Origin of the sequence: Desulfitobacterium dehalogenans ATCC 51507 (assembly GCF_000243155.2) — a bacterium.
Taxonomy (GTDB): domain Bacteria; phylum Bacillota; class Desulfitobacteriia; order Desulfitobacteriales; family Desulfitobacteriaceae; genus Desulfitobacterium; species Desulfitobacterium dehalogenans.
In genome coordinates, this window is record NC_018017.1 from 1,202,743 (window position 1) to 1,225,763 (window position 23,021).

Consider the following 23,021-nt stretch of genomic DNA (forward strand, 5'->3'; position numbering starts at 1 on the left):
TGGTAGTGAATAATCTATCCGTTAGATTTCGAATGTATGAAAAAGGCCTTAAGCAACGGGAGCTGGAGGTCATTTCCCATTTGGATGTCACCATCCATAAAGGAGAGATTTTGGCAGTCGTCGGCTCCAGCGGTTCTGGCAAGAGCCTGCTGGCTCATGCTATATTAGGAATTCTCCCTGCCAATGCGACGATGGCAGGTACCTTAAACTATGATGAAGAGCCTTTGACACCAAAACGTCAGAAGAAATTGCGCGGTCATGAGATCGCGTTGGTTCCTCAATCCGTATCTTATCTTGATCCTCTCATGCGGGTTGATAAACAGGTTCGTGGTGAGAAAGGAACCCAGGAACAGCAGCGCAAAGTTTTTGAACGCTTTGCCCTCAAAGAGGAGGCCGGTCAAAAATTTCCCTTCCAGCTTTCCGGTGGTATGGCTCGTCGAGTCTTGGTTGCCACCGCAGTGCTCAGTGATGCCAAGCTCATCATAGCCGATGAGCCTACTCCTGGACTCAATCCGGAAATTGCCGAGGAGACCATGCGGATTTTTCGTGAACTGGCAGACCAAGGCTGTGGTGTGATGCTCATCACCCATGATATTGATTTGGCTTTAAAATACGCTGATCGGATTGCTGTCTTCTATGCGGGAACCACAGTAGAAGTCACACCGGTAGAGAATTTTCTGCAGGGTGGAGATGCACTGCGTCATCCCTATAGCCGGGCTTTGTGGCATGCTCTCCCTCAAAATGGTTTTAATCCTATTTCCGGTTCCCAACCCTATGCAGGAAGCATTCACACAGGATGTCGGTTCGCCCCACGCTGTGAGTGGATCAGCGGGGAATGTGCAGGGGAAGTGCCTATGCGTAGAGTAGGAGACTGCGAAGTGAGGTGTGTTCATGCTTCTTGAGGCGAGAAATATTTACTTCCGCTATGGCAAAGAGCCTTGGATTATTCAGGACGTCAATCTTCAAATAGAAGAAGGGGAGAGGGTAGGGCTGATTGGGCCTTCAGGATGTGGCAAAAGTACCCTTTCCAAAATTCTCTCCGGTTACCTTAAGCCAACCCGAGGGGAGGTATTGCTTGATGGTAAGCCTTTACAGTCAAGGGGCTATTGTCCGGTTCAATTAATTTATCAACATCCTGAAAAAGCTCTCAATCCCCGCTGGAAGCTGGAAGCATCCTTAGCGGAAGGCTGGGAGCCTGATGAAAAGACACTCGAGGAATTGGGAATTGAGAGCGAATGGTTAAAGCGCTATCCCAATGAACTCTCGGGAGGGGAGTTGCAGCGCTTCTGTATTGCCCGGGTGCTGGGTCAACCTACGCGCTTTCTGCTTGCCGATGAGATAAGCACTATGCTGGATGTTATTACTCAGGCCCAGATTTGGCATGTGTTGTTAAAGATCACAAAAGAGCGCAACATGGGTCTGTTAACCGTCACCCATAATCGCGCCCTCGCTGAAAAAGTCTGTACACGTATGATTCATTTTGAAGAGCTCTGAATACGCAACCTCCTCTAGGCCTGCTTTCTTTGGAAGGCGGGTCTTTTTAACCCGCAAATTTATACCCCACACCCCAGACGGTTAGGATATATTCCGGACGGCCGGGGTCCAGCTCGATTTTCTCCCTGACTTTGCGGATAAACACAGTGATGGTACCAGAATCCCCTAAATATTTTTCTCCCCACAGATTATCGAAAAGCTGCTGACGGGTAAAAACCTGACCAGGGTGATTGGCCATAAAGGATAGAAGTTCGAACTCCTTTGAAGTGAGGTCCACCTTTTTGCCACGGACGATAACTTCAAAGGTTTTATTATTAATTTCCAAATCTTTAAAGATCAAACGATCTTTATCCTCTGCCAAACTCTCAGTGGAAAGTCTAAAGGCTCTGCGGAACATGGCTTTCATACGCAAGGCCAGCTCAATGGGGCTAAAGGGCTTAGTCATATAATCGTCGGCCCCCATATTGAATCCTACACTTTTATCAACAATATCCCCTTTGGCGGAAAGGAGGATAATGGGGACGGCACTTTCTTGACGAATTCTACGGCACACTTCAAACCCATCCAGTTCCGGTAGCATAACATCCAGAATGATCAGATCAGGATTCTCTTGGGCAAACATTTGTAAAGCCTTTTCCCCGTCGGAAGCGTAGCAAAAGTCATAGCCTTCCTTTTGAGCGAGATGGGCAACGACTTTGCGAATGCTATCCTCATCGTCCACTAACATTACTTTGAGCTGCTTTTCCATAGTTTCCCCTCTTCTCTTATTCTAAATTTTGAATAGGAATACCCACGATAAAGCTGCTTCCACCGCCGAATTGGCTATCTACCTTAATCCAACCCTGATGCAGTTCAACCAATTCTTTGGCAAGAGAGAGTCCTAATCCGGTGCCTCCATATTTTCGAGAAGCGGAGCTATCTGCTTGGGTAAACTTTTCAAAGATGTATTTCTGATCCTCCTCTTTTATCCCAATGCCATTATCATTGACCCTGAGAATGATTTCATTTGTGAGAGAATTATATTCAACAAGAATCTCAATTCTTCCTCCCGAGTCAGTGAATTTAACCGCATTACCGGCGAGATTCTCGATAATTCTGCGAATTTTTTCAGGATCCGCTTTGGTTAAAGGAACATGGGGATCCACATGAACACTTAAATCAATGCCTTTGCTTTTAGCTAAGGGAGTAATGACACTTTCTACTAAAGCGATAATATCCTGCATATCGACGATTTCAAGATTCAATTGTGCCTTGCCGGCTTCGATTTTTGCCAGATCCAAGATATTATTGATCAGTCGGAGCAGGATTTGACTATTGGTCTGTATCTCCTCAAGGATATGAAGATTATTCTCATCCTGGGGCGGCAAATCCACTAACATAAGTTCGGTAAAGGCAATAATAGAGGTGAGAGGAGTTCGCAGTTCGTGACTCATCACGGCCAAAAACTCAGATTTATAGATATTGGTTTCGTTAAGGCGTAGGTTCATTTGCTCCAGTTCGTATTGGTGTTTCTTTAAGATGGAGTTAGCCTTTTCTAATTCATCCGTCCGTTGCTCGACTTTCAATTCCAGGTTGCTGTAGAGATCCTTCAGCTGTTCCGTCATATTCTGAAAATGATTGGTCAGCCTGCGGATTTCACCTCTGGCCTTTAGGTCTTTTAGATTAACATCCCATTGGCCTGCCCCCACTTTGGAAACAGCCTGCTCTAATTCCCCAAGGGAGCTTGTAACCATTTTAGTCACTAATAAATAAATACAGGTAATGCACACCAAAATAAGCACCAAGGAAAAGAAAGCATTGCTCCTTTGACTACCATGCATATTCTCCAGATAAATATCCATGGGCATGGTCAAACTCAGTGCTCCCGCAAAATCTCCGATTTTCAAACCTTCTTTAGCATAGCCGGAGATATCGATTTCACCTTTCGGCTCTCCATGACAATCCAAACAGAACTTATCAATGACCAGGGGAGTCATATAACGGAAAACAGGCTTGCCATCCATATCTTCTATAGCCCAATATTCAGTGGTCGTAGGAAGTTTTTTAAGATGGATGACTCCCAGAATCTCAAATTCATCCGGCGCATTCAGTATATTTCGATAGCTAATATTTGTAGGTTTCAATTTATAATCTGTTTCGGCAGCCAGCATGGCACCTACCCCCATAGCCACTGTCGAGCAACTGAGAAATTTATATTCTAAATTACCTTCGAGATCATAATTGATTTTACGTTGGTTAATGGCCATGAATTCCCAAAGGGCTTTTTGCTGTTGGGTGATAATCTGGGCCTTTTCAAGCATCTCTCGTTCAGCCTGCTTCATCTCTTGATGATAATCCCAAAAATATTTGGCACCCATAACCATAATAATTACAATCACAGTAGCCAGCATAAAGCTGAAGGTTAAGTTATCGGGAGTCCTGATTTTTTTCTTGATGCCGCTCATAACTCAACCCCCTTTTATAGTTCATATTCTTGTGAGAACTATCTTGATTATAAGAAAAAATAATTACGACCATAAAAAAGTACGGTCTACAAAAGTTTATCATACAAGTTGGTGTTTTGTTAAGTGCTTAATCGCCTTTGTAAATATTGGTTTAGAAAAGTTTGTGAAAAATAATATTACGTTAATCTTTTGTTAATATTTACACATTGAGAATTAATATTTTTGTGATAAACTACACAAAAGCAATGGATGAGGTGTCTCATGATGGAAACTACCCAAAATGATACTATTGCGATACTACTTGCCAATCGTCATTACCTTTATGGACTACTACAACACACTTTTGGAAATGAGCCTAGTAGCCAATTGTTTGAAGCCGTTACCGGTGAACACACCCAGGATGCCCTGCAATTATGGCTTAATGAGGATAGTGATCCAAGTGCCTATCTTTCCTTGTTGAACGAAGTGAAAATGGCCTTGAATAATGATAGGGAAAAGACACTGGAGCATTTAAAAAGTGAATACACCTTTTTATTTATTGGTCCTAATAGGCTGCCTGCTCCTCCCTGGGAATCTGTTTACCGCAGTGAGGAAAGAATGATTTTTCAAGAAAGTACACTAAGAGTACGTCGAGCTTATCTGGAATATGGGTTTCTACCGTCAAATTATCCTCATGAGGCGGATGATCATTTAGCGATGGAGCTGGACTTTATGGTTCATTTGAGTAAGCTGGCCCTGGAGCGATTCGAGGAAGAAAGACATGAAGATACTCAAAAGATATTATCCAGTCAAAAGAAGTTCCTGGAGGAACATTTATTGGTCTGGATTAAGGACTTTTCCCGGGAGATCCAAAATTCTAAGACACATTACTTTTATCCCCAGTTAGCTGCCCTGACCGAGAAGATATTGCAAGTGGATAAGGTTGTTATACAGGAAATAATGGGTGTAATCTAATGGTCAAGCTATGCTTAAGGGGGTGATGGGTTCCCCAGGAATCTAAGCACTAATACTATCGATGTACGAAGTCAAGGAGGTTAAGAAAAGGAATGGTAAATTTATTAGATAAGATTAATGAATTGAATCTAAGCCGCAGAAGCTTTCTTAAAGCCAGCACCGCCGCCGCTGCCGCCCTTTCTTTGGGAGGCTGCGCGAACACCTTGACCACGGCCAGCCCTGATCAGATGGCCAATGGGGAAGGTGAGTGGAGAACAGCGGCCTGTTGGCATAACTGTGGCAGCCGATGTTTAAATAAGGCTTTGGTCGTTGACGGTGTGGTTGTCCGCCAAAAAACAGACGACACTCATCCGGACAGTCCTGATTTTCCCCAGCAAAGAGCTTGCCTCCGTGGGCGTTCCCAAAGACAACAGGTATTTGGCGCCGATCGTTTGAAATACCCAATGCGCAGGAAGAATTGGGCACCAGGAGGCGGGCAAAAAGAACTCCGTGGTCAAGATGAATGGGTAAGAATTTCTTGGGAGGAAGCCTTTGAGTCGATTGCCGGTGAGCTGAAAAGGATTAAAGAAGAGCATGGCAATCGTGCTATCTTTGCCGATGGCGGAGATGCTTCCAAAGTGCTGGCCTTGTATGGCGGCTATGTAAGCAATTGGGGCACCACATCCCGCGGAACCTGGCATGGAACCAATGGCCCTGTGGGTATTGGACCTTCCGCTGTTGAAGGGATCAATGACCGGATTGATATGAGAAACTGCGAAACCGTGATCATGTTCAGCATGAATCCGGCTTGGAGCTCGGCGGGCAACCCAGCCTACAATTTCATGCAGGTTAAAAAGGCCGGTGCGGAGTTCATTGCCGTAGACCCATACTACAATGATACCTATGCTTTACTGGAAGCGGATTGGATTCCCTCACGCCCTTCGGAAGATACCGCCCTGCTTCTGGGAGTTGCCCATACTCTGATTGTGGAAGATGATCCTGCTACCAATCCCCTGATTGACTGGGAGTACCTGAAGAATAATACCATCGGCTTTGATGCCGACAGCATGCCGGAAGGTGCCGATCCTAAGGATAATTTCAAAGATTATGTCCTGGGAACCTATGATGGCACACCTAAAAATGCCGAATGGGCCTCTGAAATCTGTGGAGTGGAACCCCAACGCATTCGTTACCTGGCCAGAGCCATGAGTAAAAACAAGAAAGTAGCCATTATCTTTGGCTGGGCGTCAGCAAGAACTCAGAATGCCGATAGCCTTCCCCAACTGGTGATGACCATCGGAGCCATGACCGGGCATATGGGAAAATCCGGGCATATGTGCGGAGTAAGCTGCCACACAGGCTCCAGCAATGGCGGACCGGGCTTGGTGACCGCAGGTAAAGATGGACTGCCTTCCGTGGAGAACCCTGTGGACGACAGCCTCAATCATACGGAAATGTGGCGGGCCATCGTCGACGGCAAATATAATTTTACAGGTCAAATGAAGTGGAAAAAGGGAGAAATGCGCGACATTGACATCCGCGCTATTTACCACGATACCAGTGCCCGTCTGCAAACTGCCGACGGTATGACCAAAGGGATCGAAGCCCACCGTAAGGTGGAGCTGGTGGTAAGCCATGCTCAATTCTTAACCACCAACGCTAAATATTCAGACTTCGTGCTGCCTCTGACTACAGAATGGGAAAAACTTGGCGGGTTTGTCACCGGCAACCGGGAAATTTTGATTATGTATTCCCAAATTACCGAAAAAATGTACGAATGTGAAAGCGACCAATGGATTGCCAAGGAGTTGGGAAAACGTTTAGGGGTAGATGTCAGCAAAGCCTTCCCCTTTGACGAAAAACAGCAATTCTTTAATATGATTGCGGGAAGCAAAGTGACCTTACCCGATGGCAAGACAAAAGCCCCCCTGGTCACCATCACGGCCGCCGATATTGCCGAATGGGGAGTGGAAGGTGAGCCCCAGGAAGGTCAAATTACTCTTAAAGAATTTAAAGAGCAAGGCCTCTATCAAGTCGAAAGAAAACCGGGAGATAACTACGGCTTCATTGCTTATAAGAAATTCAGAGACGATCCGGCAGCCAATCCGCTGGGCACCGAAAGCGGCAAGATGGAGATTTATTCCCGTGCTCTTGCCCAGAGAATCAACAATATGGGATATAGCAAGATCGAGCCGATTCCCACCTATATTCCACCGGTTGAAGGCTATCAGGCCACTTTCAGTGATTGGAAGAGCAAGGCCAAAGGAGACTATCCTTTCCAAGTGATTAATCCTCACTATCTGCGCCGCTCCCACTCCGTCTTTGATAATGTCCAGTGGCTCAGAGAAACCTGGCCTAATCCTGTCTTCATCAATGCTCAGGATGCCAAAGCTAAAGGAATTATGGATGGAGATACCGTCTTGTTAACCAGCCAACATGGCAAGGTCCTGCGCACTGCTTTGGTTACCGAGCGCTTTATGCCGGGTGTCATCGGCCTGCCTCATGGTTCTTGGGTGGACATGGACGAGAAAACCGGTATTGATAAGGGCGGAGCAGACAACATTCTCTGCGGTCCGGTATCTACGGGACAAGGTGCTTCCGGCTGGAATACCTGTATCGTTCAGCTTGAGAAATATGCTGGAGCTTCATTAATCCCAGATGTAGAAAAACCCCAACGGATCATTTTTTAGAAGGGAGTGTGCAGTAAATGGGTTATTTGGGATTCTATTTTGATATGACGGCCTGTATTGGCTGCAGAACATGTCAGATTGCCTGTAAAGATAAAAATGATTTGAAAGTAGGCACCATCTTTAGGCAGGCCAGAACCTACGAAGTAGGGGTCTATCCGGCACCCGGGGCCTATCACTATTCAGGAAGCTGCAACCATTGTGCCCAACCTAAATGTGTGGAAGGATGTCCTACCGGGGCCATGCATGTAGCAGAAGACGGCACAGTTCAGCATGACAGAGCCAAATGCATTGGCTGCAGGTACTGTACCTGGGCCTGCCCCTATGGTGTACCCCAATTCATCAAAGATTTGGGGAAAGTAGGAAAATGCGACGGCTGCAAGGACTTGCGTGATGAAGGCAAAAACCCCGTCTGTGTGGATGCCTGCCCGATGCGGGCTCTGGAGTGGGGAGATACGGATGAACTGAAGGCCAAACATGGTGACACCACCAGTGAATTGGCAATTCTGCCTGAAGCGTCCCGGACGAAGCCGTCCCTGGTGATCAAGGCGAAAAGAATTGCGGCACAAAAAGACTTCAGGTATAAGGAGGTTTAAGTATGGGTGAAAGCGCTTTACTGGTATTTTCCTTTTTCATGCAGGCCTCCATCGGCATTATGCTTTTTATGACCCTTGGCAAGATCCTCCACGCTGATCAAGAGTTCAAGAAAGCGGCCTATCTGGCCGCCGGTTTAAGCATCATCGGCGTGATTGCTTCCCTGGCTCACTTAGGGAAACCACTGGCTGCCTTGAATTCTCTTCTCAATGTGGGAAGTTCCTGGCTGAGCAGAGAAATCCTGTTTAGCGGCGTATTTATGGGCATCGCCGTGCTTTATGCTCTGGTTCAATATCTTAAGGTGGAGAATCAAGGGATTAAGGCAGCGCTTAGATGGGCTGGCAGCGGGATTGGCCTAATCGCCGTATTCTCCATGGCGAAACTTTATTCTACAGCTTCGGTTCCCGTTTGGCAGGGGGCCAATACCTTTGCTGATTTTTATGGAACAACCCTTGCCGTCGGCGCCTTGCTTTTCCTGGCCTTAAGCTTTAAAGAATTACAGGGTAAGGATAAAAAGATCATTGGTTTGATCGTCCTGGCTGCCGTCGTCATTCAAGCTGCAGTAGCGGTACCTTATGGGATTAACCTTAGTCTTGGCGGGTCGGCCGCCCATGCCAGCGCCGAAATCCTCAATGGCCTGAGTGTAGCGGTTGGCTTAAAATGGCTGCTTGTTCTTGGTGGAGCAGGATTTTTGCTTTGGCCCACTCTTCAGCAGGAGGCGAAGTCAGCCACAGGGATGATTTATCTGGCCGGTATAGCTTTGGTCTGTGGTCAGTTTATTGGCCGGTATATTTTTTACGCTGCCATGGTCGTTACGAATATTGGACTAATTTAAAAGGAGGCTACTCATACTCATGACAAAGTTCTTTGATAAGATCAATGAAATGACAATCAGCCGCAGAAACTTCATCAAAGCCAGCACCGCTGCTGCTGCCAGCTTATCTTTGGTGGGCTGTGGCAATACTCTGACCACGACGAATGCGGGTCAGGCAGCCAATGAAGAAGGAACATGGATTACGGCAGCTTGCTGGCATAACTGCGGCGGACGCTGCCTGAACAAGGCCCAGGTAGTGGACGGTGTTGTTGTCCGTCAAAAGACCGATGATACCCATCCAGACAGCCCGGATTATCCACAACAAAGGGGCTGCGCCAGAGGGAGATCTCAGCGCCAGCAGATTTTTGGTGCCGATCGCTTAAGATACCCCATGAAACGCAAGAATTGGAACCCAGGAGACGGCGGCAAGAGAGAGCTCCGGGGTAAAGATGAGTGGGTAAGAATTTCCTGGGAAGAAGCCCTGGATCATATTGCCGCCGAACTAAAACGTGTTAAAGAAACCTATGGCAATAAAGCTATTCTGGCGAAAGCCACAGGTCCGGCTCTTAATGCCTATGGCGGGGCTATGACCTACTGGGGATGTACTTCAGATGGAGCTTGGCCAAAACCCCAGCAATTTATGAACGGCGGCCGTTCCAAAGGGTCTAACGACCGCCTGGATCTGAGAAACTCCAAACTCATTGTTTTGTGGGGCGCTAATCCCGTATGGAGCAGCGGCGGTAATCCTGCCTACAATTTTAAACAGGCCAAAGAAGCAGGTGCAAAGTTCATTATCGTTGACCCATTCTATAACGATACAGCCCAGCTTCTTGCTGATCAATGGATTCCCGTAAGACCTGGAACAGATACGGCTTTATTATTGGGAATGGCCCACTATATGATCACCAATAACCTCCATGATCAGGAGTTCCTCGATAAATACTGTGTGGGCTTTGATGCCGAGCATATGCCGGAAGGTGCTGATCCGAAAGAGAACTTTAAGGATTATGTTCTGGGAACCTATGATGGTACACCTAAAACTCCGGAATGGGCTTCCGAGCATTGTGGAACCGATCCGGATCTTATCCGCTCTTTCGCTCATGAGGTAGCTGTCACGAAACCCATGACCTTCTCCAGTTCATCGGCAGCGGCCAGAACCTCCGTTGGTGAACAATTCTGCCAAGCCTTCCTGACCGTGGGTTGGATGACAGGAAATGTGGGGAAACCAGGGGCCAGCGTGTGCACTAATAATCGTCATAATACTCAAAGCTATGGCGGGCCGGCTCTAGTCAAAGCAGGAACTGCCGGCGGCAAATCTCCGGCTAATCCTCTCTATAAAGAGCCAACCTTCCCAGGACCAGATCCTTTTAAAACAGACTGGCATGGCATGGTCATCGACGAAGCCTGGGATGCAGTGCTCAATGGGGAGTACACTGCAGGAGTGAGAGGCAAACAGCCCTGCGATATCCGCATGATCTGGAATATCGGTTCGGGCAATGTACTCAATCAGAATACCGATATCATGAAAGGAATCGAAGCTTTCCGCAAAGTTGAATTTGTGGTAACATCAGCTCATTTCCTTACCGCCACGGCCCAATATGCAGATATCGTGCTTCCGGCTACCACCGAGTGGGAAAGACTGGGCGGTTTCTTAACGGGTAACCCGGAAATGATCATTTTCTACAGCCAAATCACCCAACCCATGTTTGAGGCGAAAGATGATGATTGGATGTATGCCGAGATCGGCAAGCGGCTGGGCTTGGATCCTGCTGATTTTGATCCCCTTTCCCCTGAGCAGAAGCTGTTCAATATGGTGGCTGGCTGCACTGTGATGAAGGAAGACGGATCAGGCTATGAGAAGCTGGTGACCATTACCGCTGAGGATATCGCCGCCCTGGGAGTGAAAGGAACTCCCCAGGAAGGCCGCATCAGCTATAAAGAATTTAAAGAACAAGGAATCTATCAGGTGCCCCGTTCCCCTGGAGACCAATACACCTATATTGACTATAAAGACTTCATTGAGGACCCTGAAAAGAACCCACTGGGCACCGAAAGCGGCAAATTCCAAATCCACAGCCAAGGTTTAGCCGATACGATCAATGCTTATGGTTGGAACACCTTAGCTCCCATCCCTAAGTATCAATATGTTACTGAAGGCTATGAAGAAACCTTCTCCAACTTTGAGAAGAAAGAGAAGGGCGGCTATCCGCTCCAGCTCACCACAATCCACTATGCACGCCGCAGCCATTCAACTTTGGATAATATCTCCTGGCTCAGAGAGGCGTTCCAAAACAGACTCTATATTCATCCTGCCGATGCTGCCGCCAGAGGAATCGCTAAAAATGATATCGTGAAAATCAGCAGCCGCCATGGCCAAGTGATCCGGCCTGTGTATATCACGGAGAGAATCATGCCGGGAACTCTTACTTTAGGTCAGGGCGCTTGGGCAGAAGTGGACGATGAAACCGGTATCTGTAAGGCAGGCGCCACCAATGTACTGAATGGCGGACTTCCTACCGGACAAGGGGTGCAGGCATACAACACATGTAATGTTCAAGTCGAGAAGTACGACAGCAAACTGCAAACCGACTATTTATGGCCCAAACGGATTGTTGCTGCACAAGGGGGGAATAAATAATGGCGCAATATGGATTCTACTTTGATATGACCGCTTGTGGCGGATGCAAAACCTGTCAAATTGCTTGTAACGATCGCAATGACCTGAAGCCCGGAACTTTGTTCAGAAGAGTTAAAGGCTTTGAAGGCGGGAAATTCCCCGCGCCTTGGATTTACTACCTTTCCATCACCTGTAACCACTGCAAAGAACCTAAATGTGTGGAAGGCTGCCCCACTCAGGCTATGCATAAGCTGGAGAATGGGATTGTCGCCCACGATAAAAGCAAATGCATCGGCTGCCGTTATTGCACTTGGAGCTGCCCTTACGGGGTTCCTCAATTTATCGAAGAAACCGGCCAGGTCAGCAAATGCGATATGTGCCAAAACTTAGTGGAAAAAGGGGAGAACCCTGCCTGTGTCGATGCCTGCACCATGAGAGCTATCAAATGGGGAGAACTTGACGAACTGCGGGCAAAATATGGGGCGGATGCTGTAAGTGACTTGCCGGTGCTGCCGAACTCTTCCAAAACAACCCCCTCCGTTCTGATCAAACCCAAAACTGTTGCTCTCAATAAAGAATTTATAGTGAAGGAGGACTGATCATGGGAGGAGAAACAGCGTTATTGATTTTTTCCTTTTGCATGCAGGCCGCGATCGGAATCATGTTTTTCATGACTCTAAGTCATCAGCTGTATAAAGGAAAAGTCTTCAAAGGTGCAGCGGCAACAGCCGCCGGATTAAGTGTCATTGGTGTTCTGGCTTCTTTGGCCCATCTTGGTCAACCGTTTCACGCCTTGAATTCCCTGTTCAATCTGGGCAGCTCATGGTTAAGCCGGGAAGTGCTCTTTAGCGGAATGTTCATGGGTGTTGCTGTCCTCTATGCCCTGGTCCAATGGTTTAAAGCGGATGCCTCCGCTTTAAGTGCCGGACTCCGGTGGCTGGGCAGCGGTATCGGTCTGATTGCGGTGTTTTCCATGAGCAAGCTCTACACCACCGCTTCCGTACCGGTCTGGCAGGGGATCAATACTTTCGTGGACTTCTATGCCACAGCCATTGCTGTGGGTGCCCTTTTGTTCCTCGTCGTAAGCATGAAAGAACTGCAAAGTGTCGATAAAAAGATCTTCGGTTATCTGGTTTTGGCTGCGGTGATTATTCAAGCCGCAGTGGCCATACCCTATGCTATCAACTTAGGCCTGGGGGGACCGGCTGCACAAGCCAGTGCGGAAATCCTCAGCGGAATGAGTTTCATCATTGCGGTGAAATGGATTCTTGTCCTGGGAGGAGCCGTTATTCTTCTCTGGCCTACTCTGCAAAAATCCGCCAAACCTGAGACCCAATCTTCCAGCTTGCTTTACGCATCGTTAGCTGCCCTGATCTGTGGACAATTTATCGGCCGCTATGTGTTTTACGCAGGGATGGTCGCTTCTACGATTGGGCTGACCTAATAAACAACTCCCTAATTACCCAATTAGTACAATACCCTCATTAAATCCTACTTTCTTCTGCTATAGAAAGTAGGATTCTTTTTAGCTGAGGACACAAATATTTCATAGATTTTTCGTATATTTCTCTATTGGAAATCATGCTAAACTACATACATACTACGCAACGACGCTTTTAAACTGGAAATGAGGTGGATTAGAAATGTATAGCGGTGAATGGGCTTTAATTATTTTCAGTGTTTTAACCCAATGTGCTGTAGGAATCTGGGTCATTGCCATTGGACTTAGAACGTTTATGACCAGAAGGATAGACCCTGGCTTTGCAACTCAACTGACCTGGCGTCCTCTGTTAGTGGTAGGGCCTCTCATGTGTGTCGCCTTAGTGATCTCCATATTTCACCTTGGTTCACCGACGCAGGCCTATGCATCGGTAGGTAATTTGCTCACCTCATGGCTGAGCCGTGAGATTGTCTTCAGTGGGTTGTTTTTATTTTTCTGGGTTATCTCTATCCTGTTCTACCGGCGCGAGGGGGCAAGTATGGCTTTAGGATGGCTCACTTCCCTTTTGGGGTTGATTGCGGTATTCAGTATGTCCAGTATATATTACACCACACCTATTCCTGCTTGGGCTTCTCCCAATACTTACATTAGTTTTTTCGCTACCATGATCACCCTGGGTTCCATCGCCTGTACCTTATTCATGGAGACGGTCAGAGATTTTCGGGGTCATCAAGGGGTAAGAGATTTGCTTTGGAAGCTCTCACTCCTTACCATGGGAGTATTGCTCGTTCAGTTAGCTTTCTTTTTCTTTAACTCAAAGACGTATTCTTTGCTCCCATTGCTCTACTGTGCGCTCCTATTGCTGGGGGGAATGAACTTTGTAGGGTATAGCTTTCAAGGATTTAAAAACCCAGGCAAAGGCTTGCGCCCGGTCTTTTATCTGAGCTTAGTTCTGCTCTTTAGTGCACAAATTTTAGGACGTTACTTATTTTATGCCAATGCAATACCCATTATGGGGTAAAAGCGCTAGGGTTGACTTTTTTGTCTAACCATCTTTAAACCTTCTTCAAAATAGTTTAAGATTTAAATAATGAGGTGATTGAGTGCTATTCCTTAACCGCTTTAACAAAACCTATCAAAAAGTGCTTTTTGCCTTAGGTCTGTCTATAGTATTCTTACTCATTACGGCAGTGACCCGAAGTACTGTTAAGCAAGCCGGAGGAATAGCCTGCTTCTTTATAGCGGGTATATTGATTCTTGCGGTATTTAAAGTTTTTTTTCTGGAATTTGTCGAAGAACCGGGTCGGCGTATGAAAGGTAAGAGGATCATAGAATTTCTGCATACCTGCTTTGGTTGGATTGTTTTTGTTTTGGTTATTTATCATAGCTTGTATTTCTTATCCTTAGCTTTTTGGCCGGAAAATGAGATTTCTCCCAATTATTACATCACCGGAGTCTTAGCCTTGATTCCCATGAGTTTAGTCGTGACTTCGGGCTTGGATAAAAACATCATGGCGAAAAGCAAGGAGATAAAATCCGCCTATTTCAACCATGTTTTTATGACCATTCTCTTTGCGGTACTTATTATCATCCATATCAATTTTCAATAAAGAGTCTTGAATTGGGTATATGATTACATGACAAGTGAGCTGATACGATGAAGGATAGTTTAACACATCGGTTTATGCTATTTACCACCTTTGTGGTGGTATCTATTATGCTCATCCATTTTACTTGGGATTATCGCACGCAAAGGGCTCAAGCCACTTTAGAGATGCATGAAAAGGCTCAAGTTATCACAAAACAGCTCATTGCTACTCGTGAAGTCATAGCGAAGAATCAGGACCGTATTAATTATGATTCTCAAGGAAATTTTGAGTTTAAGCATCTTAATCCGGCGGCGATTGGCATGCAAATCGGTGACATTTTTGGGCAGCTGACCAATTACTCCATCAAACAGACGCGGATTGATTATCGAGCCAGCTGCAATGCGCCGGATGCTTTTGAAGCACAAGGATTGCTAAGGTTCGGCCAGGAGCCACATCTTGCCGAAATCTGGGGGGAAGATGTAGTAGGAGGAGAGCGGGTTTTTCGCTATATGGTCCCCTTGCATATGAAGGAAGAATGCCTCTCCTGTCATGGCCAACCGATTGGAGATATAGATATCACTGGACATTTCAAAGAAGGGTACAAAGCCGAGGATTTAGGCGGGGCCATCAGTCTGATTATGCCCATGGATATTTTCCTCCAAGGGATGAAGGTCGATGTCTATCGCCATTTATCCTTCTCCCTTTTACTTATCGGTGTGATTGTAATCTCAATGTACTTGCTTGTCACCCGTCTTGTCACCCGCTCTTTAGGGGAGCTAAAGATTGCTACTGCTCAAGTGGGGCAAGGAAATTTCGATATTGACCTCAATTGTATTAAAGCACAAGGAGAAATAAAGGAACTGGCTCAGCATATTCAAGAGATGGCCAATCAACTGAAGGATTTATATCAAAATTTAGAGGCCAAGGTAGAAAAAAGAACCCATCAATTGGAATTGGTCAATGAAGACTTAAGGATTAAGCAGGATGAACTGGAAGCCGCCAATATTAAACTGAATGAGATCAATACCTATAAATCGGAGTTTCTGGCGATTATGAGTCATGAATTAAGGACTCCCTTGACATCCGTCATGGCTTTTACGGACCTTCTCCTTCAAGAGCTTCCCAAGGAATTTATACAAGAACGACAGAACCTTAAATACATAAAAGCCAACAGCCAGAACCTCTTAAAATTGATTAATAATATACTTGATCTTGCCAAGATCGAAGCCGGTCGCCTGGAATTAAAATTAGAATATGTAGACATGGCCGATGTTCTGGGAGCCATTGACAGTGTAGTAGCGCCTTTAGCAAAGAAGAAGGGGATTGTCTGGGAAATAAACCTTGCCCCTGAAGTTTCCTTACTTCGTGCGGATCCGGAGAAACTTCGCCGGGTTATTGAGAACTTAGCGGGGAATGCGATTAAATTCACACCTTCTGGAGGGCGTGTAGAAATTCAGGTGACTAACACTCCGAGGGAGAATTGGATCATCATTCGCGTCATTGATACAGGAATTGGCATCCCTCCTGAAGAGCAGGAAGAGATCTTTGAACGATTCACCCAGGTAGATAGTTCCAACTCAAGAAAATATGGAGGAACCGGTCTGGGCTTAGCCCTGGCTAAGGAATTAGTAACTCTTCACAAAGGAGAACTATGGGTCGAGAGCGAAATAAATAAAGGCAGTACTTTTGTGGTCTATTTACCGAAGGATCCCGATAAAGTAGACTAGCTTCAGGCGGGGATTCAGCCCAATCTGAAAGTTAGTCGCTCTTATTCACGCAGTGGATAAAAATACATAGTGATGCACAAGGAGGAAAAGGGATGAAGCGCACCTATAAGGTTTTGTTGGTCGACGACGAAGAAAGTATCTATAAAGTTGTCGAGCAAGTCCTAAAGAGGGAAGCTTATGAACTACTTTATGCAGACAATGGAGAAGGGGCCTTGGAATGCTTTCAAAAAGAAAATCCGGATCTAGTGATACTTGATGTGATGCTGCCCTTGATCGATGGCTATGAGGTCTGTAAAACCATAAGAGAAAACAGTAAGGTTCCTATCCTTATGCTTTCAGCTAAAGGGGAGATAATCGACAAAAGTGTGGGATTTAATCTCGGTGCCGATGACTATCTTGTCAAGCCTTTCAGTCCTGTTGAATTAGGGTTGCGCGTTAAGGCTCTTTTGAGACGTTCTTTTGACAAAGAGCAGTCGGCTCCCAAAGTAAGAAAAACCACGAAAATAAGTAAAGGTGATCTGGAAATCAATTGTGAGAGCCACGAAGTCTTTGTTCGCGGCAAGCCTGTGTATTTAACTCCCAAAGAGTTTGAATTGCTTACTTTTATGGCGGAACATCCTGCTCAAGTCTTTACCCGGGAGCAACTCTTTGCTCATATGTGGAGAGACGAGTATGTGAACGACACAAGCACCATTACCGTATTCATTCGCAAGCTCAGAGAAAAGATTGAGCTGGATCCTGCTAAGCCCCAATATATCCAAACCGTATGGGGAATTGGGTATAAGTTTTCCGAGTAGAATTCGGTTAATCTTTTGTTAAGATTCGTGTAAGAAAATGTAAAGATTTCATTAACTATATATAAAGTTTTGACTAACGTTCTCGTAAGAAATACTTGCTATATTAGAAGCAAGTATTTTTTTATGCGAAAATTGCCACATTCTCAATGAATGTGCGGGAAGAGAAAAGGGGGTACTGTTTGCAACAGATGAAGCGTTTATGGGCAATTTTGACTTCCATGAAACTTGGTGTCGTTTTACTGGTTTTATTTACTGGAGTCTCCATGATTGGAACGTTTGTACCCCAAGAATCCTTTGCACCTGAACAAGCGGCTCAGATCTCGCCTTTGTGGCAAACTCTTGGCGTGACACATCTTTATAGTAGTGTTTTGTATCGTATCATTGTAGCCTTAGTTGTCATTAATCTTTTGTCATGCACCATAAAACGAATTCCCAAGATCGTACAGATTTATCGTCATATTCCCGAACATAAAACAGCGGCTCAAATCCAGGGAGCAGCCATTAGGACAAAGATTGAATTGACGCAAAGTCCGGACGATTTCCAACGTAAGTTAGTGACAAAGTTGGATAGTAAGCATTATCGTCATGATTTCCAAGAGACTTCTAAAGAAATCCTAGGATGGGCCGATAAAAATCGTCTTGGGGTATGGGGGTCTGTACTGGTTCACAGCAGCTTTATTATTCTGGTTATTGGAGTGGTCTTGGGACATTGGGGTTTTATGGGGTATTTTATGTCGGCTGAGGGCACACACCTGAAGATGCAGGATATCACTCTGGAAAAAGGAACCTTGCAAAGCGACTGGGAAATCGAGGTTCATAGTGCCGAAGAAAAGTTTGATGCACAAGGCGTTCGCGAGAATTGGTATACCGACATGAGTATATCCCAGGGTGGTAAAGAACTGGTTCATAAGACGGTGAGTGTGAATTCGCCTTTGACCTATGAAGGGATCACCTTTTACCAGACTTTTTTCGAATATGGAGCATCCTTTGAGGCAACTCTGCGGGGGGAGAAGACCCTCTTTTCCTTGGCAGAAGTTGGACAGAGCTATTTTCAGGCCACGGGTACTACTTTGTACCTGATTATCGAACGCTTGAAAATGAACGATGGACATTTAACTGTGGACTACCAGGTTTTGAGTCCGGAAAGGGAGGGACCTGTTCAAAAGGGGACGATACGTCAGGGAGAGCAGATCAGTATCCAAGGGGTTTATGATATCGTCTTTACAGGCCCCACTAATTTTACGGGTCTCGTGGTTAAAAAGGATCCAGGGGTTCCGCTTATCTGGTTAGGCTGTGGAATGCTGTTCCTCGGTCTCGTGCTCTCTTTCTATTTGAAACCTCAGACTTTATGGTTTGCCCTGACTACTCAAGGGGTACGGAAGGGGTATCGAGGAAGCTTGGTGATAACCCTCTGGAGTGGAGGAGGCTCAGAGCATGCTCAGGAGTTGTTGGAAGAATTTAAGGCTGAGGTGGAGAAAGAACCCAAACCCAGGAAAATACATGGTTTACTCGAAGAAGTGGAGGGATTTGAAGGATGAGTCTGCAAAATCTTGAGCCTATTGCCTTTTATATGGCCTTTGCCGGATACTTTTTGGCCATGATTTTCTATGTTCTTCTCCTTCCGCTTAAGAACAATAGATTGGGTCAGTTAGCCAGATATACAGCGATACTAGGGTTAGTAGGCAACACTATAGCGATTCTCCTGCGAATGGGAATTGCCGGTCGCCCGCCCTTAGCCAATGGCTACGAATTTGTTTTAGTCTTTGCCTGGGGTATCATCGCCGTGTATCTCTGGGTAGAGTCCCGTTATAAAGCACCTGTTATTGGTGCATTTATTCTCCCTTTGGCTTTTTTCCTTCTGGCCTTTGTCGTACTTTTTATGAGTAATAATGAGCGGGTGTTAACCAATATCCAACCCGCGCTCCGGAGCAATTGGCTGACCTTTCATGTGCTGACTGCCATGATCGGCTATGGAGCTTTGGCGATTTCCTTTGGGGTAGGGGTACTGTACCTGATCAAGCAGCGGTGGCTGGATAAGGGAACCCATACAAACTTATCTACTCGCACCCCTGATTTAGGTCGTCTGGATTTAATCGGCTACAAAATGATCATGCTCGGGTTTCCCATGTTGACCTTATGCATTATTACAGGAGCTATCTGGGCAAATATCGCTTGGGGTTCTTATTGGTCCTGGGATCCGAAGGAGACATGGTCCTTGATCACTTGGATGATCTATGCGGTCTACCTCCATGTCCGGCTTATGCACGGTTGGAAAGGGAAACGTACGGCTTGGGTGGCTGTCATTGGCTTTTTGGCCGTACTGTTCACTTTCTTTGGGGTAAATTACTTTGTAATCAGCTTGCATTCCTATGCATAAAGGCAAAAATAAATTGTGTTAGGGGCTAAACTTTATGGTGATATCAAGCTTAATAGTAAAATGCTTACATGGTTTTGAAGATATTCTTCCAATTCAGTTAAAAGAAGTGGAAGGAGTCTCTGTGGAAGGAGTCATTAATGGGGATATCATCCTTGTCCTAGAAAGTGAGTTGGTCAACGATGCCGTTCGGGTGATCGAAAGCGGGATTGGTTCATTGCCAGGAGTCACTGGAGTCTATCCGGTTTATATAGCTATGGATACGGATTTCCCTGCGAAGGGGGTGTGAATTTTGCTTAAGGGAAATGAACTCATCAATCGTAGAGATTTCTTTGGGACCGTGTTCAACGATATCTGCAAGCTGACAATGACAGCAGTCAGGACCACGGCCCCAAAGAAGAAACTCATAAGACCTCCTGGAGCTATAGAGGAAATCGCTTTTCTGGCTGGGTGTCAGCGCTGTGGGAAATGCAGCTTGGTTTGTGAAGATAAGTCTATTCACATAGCCGGGCCGGATGAAGGGGTTTTAGTAGGGACTCCCTACCTTGTCCCTGACGAACAGCCTTGCACATTCTGTCTGAGATGTATTGAAGTGTGTCCAAGTGGGGTCCTTGAGAACCGGGAGTCAATTCAATCCTATGCCATAGGGGTGGCAAAGATTAACCAGGATCTTTGCCTGGCTTATCATGAACAGCTTTGCAGCTCTTGCCTTTACACTTGTCCAACGGGAATAAAGGCCATCGAATTAAGAGACTTTCGCTATCCATTAATCCGGACGGAATACTGCATTGGCTGCGGCCGATGTATCAAGGCATGTATCGCGGAAGGTTCTGCAATCACTGTGATACCATGCTGATCAAAAAAAGAATAAATGAAAAGGAGAGAGAAGTATGGTTCGATCTAAAAGATCATCAAAGGCTCTGTTCTTAACGCTTCTTGTTCTAGCTCTTAGTGTAGTTATGTTCACCGGCTGCCAAAGTCAGCCTGTGAACCAGTCTGTCAATTCGCCCGCTCCTGTTGGGGAGAAAGAACCTGAAGCAGCAGTTGTAAATACCACTGTAGAAGGTTTTCCTCCACCAACTCCCCACGCCATTGAAGGAAGAGAAAATTGTGGCTCATGTCATAACGAGGGTGTGGGCGGTGCGTCGAAGACGCCTCATCCGGAGCTTACGGTCTGTCGGCAATGTCATGTTTAATCGGTGCAAGTTGATTTTGAAGGAGGTTAAAACATGGAGTTTAGCAGAAGAAATTTTCTCAAAACCTGTGCAGTTTCTGCGGCAATGATGACAGTAGGATGTACGAATCAAACAAAGACGATTCAAGTTGACCAAGTGGAACCAAAACCCGGTGCTCCCAAGCAAACCGATGCGGAAAAGTGGGTTAAATCCGTATGCAGATATTGCGGAACCGGTTGCGGAGTGCTGATCGGTGTAAAAGATGGCAAAGTAATCGCCGTTAAAGGGGATCCCGATAATGAAGGGAATAAAGGCTTGCTTTGTGCCAAAGGTTATTATTTGCCACAGGTCATTACCCATAGCGAACGTGTTACTAAGCCATTGATACGTAAAAATGGCAAATTGGAACCCGGTACTTGGGACGAAGCCATGAAACTGATTACTTCAAAGTTCAAAGAATCCATTGAAAAAAATGGCCCGGATTCTGTGGCCTTCTATGGTTCCGGGCAGCAATTGGCGGAAGAAGGTTATGTGGCGAATAAACTCTTCAAGGGAGCAATCGGTACCAATAACATTGATGGGAATCCGCGGCTTTGTATGGCCAGCGCGGTAGGTGGCTTTACAACCACTTTTGGAGCCGATGAGCCCATGGGATGTCTGGAGGATTTTGAACATGCTGATGTGTTCTTTATCATTGGTTCCAATATTGCGGAAGCACATCCTGTTCTGTTTGCCAGACTGACGGACAAAAAGAAAAAAGATCCTGAGACCAAGATTATTATCGCCGATCCGCGGCGTCATCGCTCCCATGAAATTGCCGATATTTCTCTGCAGTTTATACCGGGAACCGATATGGCTCTTCTGCACGCTATGGCTTATGTTATCGTCGCAGAAGGGATGGCGGACGAGGAGTTCATTGCGAAGCATACAAGTTTCTCAGATGGTAAAGAAGCTATAAATTTTGAGAACTATAAGGAGTTTCTTAAGGAATTTACACCGGAGAAAGCTGAAAAAGTGACAGGTCTGACCGCTGACCAAATCCGGGAGGTTGCACGCCTATTCGGCGAAAAAGGCAAGAACACGATGTCAATGTGGACGATGGGTATCAATCAGCGTGTAGCCGGTGTCTGGGCAAATAATCTTATTCATAATTTGCATCTGATCACCGGGAAAATCTGCAAACCTGGTTCAACTCCTTTCTCTTTGACCGGTCAGCCCAGTGCTTGCGGAAGTGTTCGAGAAACTGGAGCATTATCTCATTTACTCCCCGGGCATCGTGTCATTGCTAACGAGAAACATAGAAAAGAAATAGCCGAGCTATGGGGCGTACCGGCTGATCGGATTAGTCCCCAGGTCGGTCTACATACCATGGAATTGTTTAAGGCCTGCGGGGATGGCAGAGTGAAGTGTCTCTATGTTATGTGTACTAACCCGGCACACTCCTTACCGAATGTCAATGCCTATCGGGAAGGGTTTGAAAAGGTCTTTATGGTTGTTGCAGAGGTTTTCCACCCGACAGCTACTACGAAGTATGCAGATGTGGTTCTTCCTGCAGCTTTCTGGTGTGAGAAAGAAGGTGTGTACGGTAACACGGACCGCCGTACCCAACACTTGGCTAAAGCCATCAATCCTCCCGGTGAGGCCAAGCCTGATTTGGATATTCTTCTCGACCTTGCTCGCCGTCTGGGTTACGGTGATCTTTTCCCTTTCAAAACTCCCGAAGATGTCTGGAACGAATATCTTAAATGTACAACAGGAACTCATATGGAGCTTGCCACTTATCCGGCCCTTCGAGATGCCCATGGTATTCAGTGGCCGTTAAAGGGACATCAGGGGAGTAAAGGGGCCGTGCGTCGTTATGTGGCTCCCGAAGACCCTTATGTCAAAGAAGGAATTGATTTTTACTCCGCAAAGGATCATAGGGCAGTTATTTTTGCAAGACCGTATCTGGGTCCTGCGGAAGTAGTGGATAAGGAATACCCGTATTATTTAACGACCGGCCGGATTCTTGAACACTGGCATACCTTGACCATGACAGGTAAATGTCCCACCTTAATGCGGGCGGTGCCCAAACAATATGTGGAATTGAATCCTCAAGACGCAACTGAATTAGGAATTAAAGAGGGAGATATGGTCCGACTGGTATCCCGTAGAGGAAAAGTTGAATTACCGACCAAAGTTGGCAAGCCTGGCGAACCACGACCTGGTCTGCTCTTTGCTCTTTGGTTTGAACCGGACCCCTTGGTGAATGCTGTAACTATTGATGCTGTAGATGCCGCTTCAAAAGAGCCTGAATTCAAGATTTGTGCTGTTAAAATAGAAAAAGTCTAAGAAT

General features: G+C 46.0%; 21 protein-coding genes. 19 read left to right on the top strand and 2 right to left on the bottom strand.

The window, feature by feature from the left end:
- Positions 1 to 32: 32 nt before the first annotated feature.
- The gene (locus tag DESDE_RS05845; RefSeq protein ID WP_172637645.1) at positions 33 to 902 is read left to right on the top strand and encodes an oligopeptide/dipeptide ABC transporter ATP-binding protein; all 870 of its coding nucleotides are present in this window, start codon (positions 33 to 35) and stop codon (positions 900 to 902) included.
- Positions 892 to 1,494: an ABC transporter ATP-binding protein gene (locus DESDE_RS05850; protein ID WP_014793123.1), complete on the top strand. Its 603-nt coding sequence runs from the start codon at positions 892 to 894 to the stop codon at positions 1,492 to 1,494. Before DESDE_RS05845 ends, DESDE_RS05850 begins: the two co-directional genes overlap by 11 nt.
- A 46-nt stretch (positions 1,495 to 1,540) precedes the next feature.
- On the opposite strand, the gene DESDE_RS05855 is transcribed toward DESDE_RS05850, so the two are convergent.
- Positions 1,541 to 2,242: a response regulator transcription factor gene (locus DESDE_RS05855; protein ID WP_014793124.1), complete on the bottom strand. Its 702-nt coding sequence runs from the start codon at positions 2,240 to 2,242 to the stop codon at positions 1,541 to 1,543.
- Between the two features lie 16 nt (positions 2,243 to 2,258).
- A complete protein-coding gene (locus DESDE_RS05860; protein WP_014793125.1) occupies positions 2,259 to 3,938 on the bottom strand; it encodes an ATP-binding protein in 1,680 nt (559 codons plus the stop codon).
- Positions 3,939 to 4,199: 261 nt separating this feature from the next.
- Here DESDE_RS05860 and DESDE_RS05865 point away from each other — a divergent pair, with 261 nt between their 5' ends.
- From DESDE_RS05865 to DESDE_RS05945, 17 genes are all read left to right on the top strand, one after another.
- Entirely contained in the window at positions 4,200 to 4,892 is a 693-nt protein-coding gene (locus DESDE_RS05865; RefSeq protein WP_019849750.1) for a TorD/DmsD family molecular chaperone, read from the top strand.
- A gap of 92 nt (positions 4,893 to 4,984) precedes the next feature.
- Positions 4,985 to 7,561, top strand: coding sequence for a molybdopterin-dependent oxidoreductase (locus DESDE_RS05870; protein ID WP_014793127.1), 2,577 nt, complete (start codon positions 4,985 to 4,987; stop codon positions 7,559 to 7,561).
- A 17-nt stretch (positions 7,562 to 7,578) separates the two neighbouring features.
- Complete coding sequence (locus DESDE_RS05875) at positions 7,579 to 8,154, top strand: 4Fe-4S dicluster domain-containing protein (protein WP_005808093.1); 576 nt, start codon at positions 7,579 to 7,581, stop codon at positions 8,152 to 8,154.
- Between the two features lie 2 nt (positions 8,155 to 8,156).
- The gene (locus DESDE_RS05880) at positions 8,157 to 8,987 is read left to right on the top strand and encodes a dimethyl sulfoxide reductase anchor subunit family protein (protein ID WP_014793128.1); all 831 of its coding nucleotides are present in this window, start codon (positions 8,157 to 8,159) and stop codon (positions 8,985 to 8,987) included.
- 19 nt (positions 8,988 to 9,006) lie between these two features.
- The gene (locus tag DESDE_RS05885) at positions 9,007 to 11,604 is read left to right on the top strand and encodes a molybdopterin-dependent oxidoreductase (protein WP_014793129.1); all 2,598 of its coding nucleotides are present in this window, start codon (positions 9,007 to 9,009) and stop codon (positions 11,602 to 11,604) included.
- Positions 11,604 to 12,182 carry a DMSO/selenate family reductase complex B subunit gene (locus DESDE_RS05890; RefSeq protein WP_014793130.1) on the top strand — a complete coding sequence of 193 codons (579 nt, stop codon included), beginning with the start codon at positions 11,604 to 11,606 and terminating at the stop codon, positions 12,180 to 12,182. The genes DESDE_RS05885 and DESDE_RS05890 overlap by 1 nt, the downstream gene beginning before the upstream one ends.
- A gap of 2 nt (positions 12,183 to 12,184) precedes the next feature.
- Positions 12,185 to 13,027 carry a dimethyl sulfoxide reductase anchor subunit family protein gene (locus DESDE_RS05895; protein ID WP_014793131.1) on the top strand — a complete coding sequence of 281 codons (843 nt, stop codon included), beginning with the start codon at positions 12,185 to 12,187 and terminating at the stop codon, positions 13,025 to 13,027.
- Between the two features lie 199 nt (positions 13,028 to 13,226).
- Positions 13,227 to 14,045 (top strand): dimethyl sulfoxide reductase anchor subunit family protein, encoded by an 819-nt coding sequence (locus DESDE_RS05900; RefSeq protein ID WP_014793132.1) that lies wholly within the window; start codon positions 13,227 to 13,229, stop codon positions 14,043 to 14,045.
- Between the two features lie 82 nt (positions 14,046 to 14,127).
- The gene (locus DESDE_RS05905; protein ID WP_014793133.1) at positions 14,128 to 14,634 is read left to right on the top strand and encodes an iron reductase; all 507 of its coding nucleotides are present in this window, start codon (positions 14,128 to 14,130) and stop codon (positions 14,632 to 14,634) included.
- Positions 14,635 to 14,681: 47 nt separating this feature from the next.
- The gene (locus DESDE_RS05910; protein ID WP_014793134.1) at positions 14,682 to 16,340 is read left to right on the top strand and encodes an ATP-binding protein; all 1,659 of its coding nucleotides are present in this window, start codon (positions 14,682 to 14,684) and stop codon (positions 16,338 to 16,340) included.
- A 92-nt stretch (positions 16,341 to 16,432) separates the two neighbouring features.
- Entirely contained in the window at positions 16,433 to 17,137 is a 705-nt protein-coding gene (locus DESDE_RS05915) for a response regulator transcription factor (RefSeq protein ID WP_014793135.1), read from the top strand.
- Positions 17,138 to 17,325: 188 nt separating this feature from the next.
- Positions 17,326 to 18,675 carry a cytochrome c biogenesis ResB family protein gene (locus DESDE_RS05920; protein ID WP_242831398.1) on the top strand — a complete coding sequence of 450 codons (1,350 nt, stop codon included), beginning with the start codon at positions 17,326 to 17,328 and terminating at the stop codon, positions 18,673 to 18,675.
- On the top strand, positions 18,672 to 19,514 hold the full coding sequence (gene ccsB, locus DESDE_RS05925) for a c-type cytochrome biogenesis protein CcsB (protein ID WP_014793137.1): 843 nt from the start codon (positions 18,672 to 18,674) through the stop codon (positions 19,512 to 19,514). The genes DESDE_RS05920 and ccsB overlap by 4 nt, the downstream gene beginning before the upstream one ends.
- 34 nt (positions 19,515 to 19,548) lie before the next feature.
- Complete coding sequence (locus DESDE_RS05930; protein ID WP_014793138.1) at positions 19,549 to 19,800, top strand: chaperone NapD; 252 nt, start codon at positions 19,549 to 19,551, stop codon at positions 19,798 to 19,800.
- Positions 19,801 to 19,803: 3 nt separating this feature from the next.
- Positions 19,804 to 20,367, top strand: coding sequence for a 4Fe-4S dicluster domain-containing protein (locus DESDE_RS05935; RefSeq protein WP_014793139.1), 564 nt, complete (start codon positions 19,804 to 19,806; stop codon positions 20,365 to 20,367).
- Positions 20,368 to 20,401: 34 nt separating this feature from the next.
- Positions 20,402 to 20,707, top strand: a complete 306-nt coding sequence (locus tag DESDE_RS05940) for a hypothetical protein (RefSeq protein ID WP_014793140.1) — start codon at positions 20,402 to 20,404, stop codon at positions 20,705 to 20,707.
- A 33-nt stretch (positions 20,708 to 20,740) separates the two neighbouring features.
- Entirely contained in the window at positions 20,741 to 23,017 is a 2,277-nt protein-coding gene (locus tag DESDE_RS05945) for a molybdopterin-dependent oxidoreductase (protein WP_014793141.1), read from the top strand.
- Positions 23,018 to 23,021 lie beyond the last annotated feature (4 nt).

What these genes read in the sequence shown, in the direction of transcription:
- DESDE_RS05865 (WP_019849750.1), top strand. Translation starts at nt 4,200, where the DNA reads ATGATGGAAACTACCCAAAATGATACTATTGCGATACTACTTGCCAAT.
- DESDE_RS05895 (WP_014793131.1), top strand. Translation starts at nt 12,185, where the DNA reads ATGGGAGGAGAAACAGCGTTATTGATTTTTTCCTTTTGCATGCAGGCC.
- DESDE_RS05930 (WP_014793138.1), top strand. Translation starts at nt 19,549, where the DNA reads ATGGTGATATCAAGCTTAATAGTAAAATGCTTACATGGTTTTGAAGAT.
- ccsB (WP_014793137.1), top strand. Translation starts at nt 18,672, where the DNA reads ATGAGTCTGCAAAATCTTGAGCCTATTGCCTTTTATATGGCCTTTGCC.
- DESDE_RS05890 (WP_014793130.1), top strand. Translation starts at nt 11,604, where the DNA reads ATGGCGCAATATGGATTCTACTTTGATATGACCGCTTGTGGCGGATGC.
- DESDE_RS05945 (WP_014793141.1), top strand. Translation starts at nt 20,741, where the DNA reads ATGGAGTTTAGCAGAAGAAATTTTCTCAAAACCTGTGCAGTTTCTGCG.
- DESDE_RS05860 (WP_014793125.1), bottom strand. Translation starts at nt 3,938, where the DNA reads ATGAGCGGCATCAAGAAAAAAATCAGGACTCCCGATAACTTAACCTTC.
- DESDE_RS05940 (WP_014793140.1), top strand. Translation starts at nt 20,402, where the DNA reads ATGGTTCGATCTAAAAGATCATCAAAGGCTCTGTTCTTAACGCTTCTT.
- DESDE_RS05845 (WP_172637645.1), top strand. Translation starts at nt 33, where the DNA reads ATGTATGAAAAAGGCCTTAAGCAACGGGAGCTGGAGGTCATTTCCCAT.
- DESDE_RS05880 (WP_014793128.1), top strand. Translation starts at nt 8,157, where the DNA reads ATGGGTGAAAGCGCTTTACTGGTATTTTCCTTTTTCATGCAGGCCTCC.
- DESDE_RS05885 (WP_014793129.1), top strand. Translation starts at nt 9,007, where the DNA reads ATGACAAAGTTCTTTGATAAGATCAATGAAATGACAATCAGCCGCAGA.
- DESDE_RS05900 (WP_014793132.1), top strand. Translation starts at nt 13,227, where the DNA reads ATGTATAGCGGTGAATGGGCTTTAATTATTTTCAGTGTTTTAACCCAA.
- DESDE_RS05855 (WP_014793124.1), bottom strand. Translation starts at nt 2,242, where the DNA reads ATGGAAAAGCAGCTCAAAGTAATGTTAGTGGACGATGAGGATAGCATT.
- DESDE_RS05870 (WP_014793127.1), top strand. Translation starts at nt 4,985, where the DNA reads ATGGTAAATTTATTAGATAAGATTAATGAATTGAATCTAAGCCGCAGA.
- DESDE_RS05915 (WP_014793135.1), top strand. Translation starts at nt 16,433, where the DNA reads ATGAAGCGCACCTATAAGGTTTTGTTGGTCGACGACGAAGAAAGTATC.
- DESDE_RS05920 (WP_242831398.1), top strand. Translation starts at nt 17,326, where the DNA reads ATGAAGCGTTTATGGGCAATTTTGACTTCCATGAAACTTGGTGTCGTT.
- DESDE_RS05850 (WP_014793123.1), top strand. Translation starts at nt 892, where the DNA reads ATGCTTCTTGAGGCGAGAAATATTTACTTCCGCTATGGCAAAGAGCCT.
- DESDE_RS05875 (WP_005808093.1), top strand. Translation starts at nt 7,579, where the DNA reads ATGGGTTATTTGGGATTCTATTTTGATATGACGGCCTGTATTGGCTGC.
- DESDE_RS05910 (WP_014793134.1), top strand. Translation starts at nt 14,682, where the DNA reads ATGAAGGATAGTTTAACACATCGGTTTATGCTATTTACCACCTTTGTG.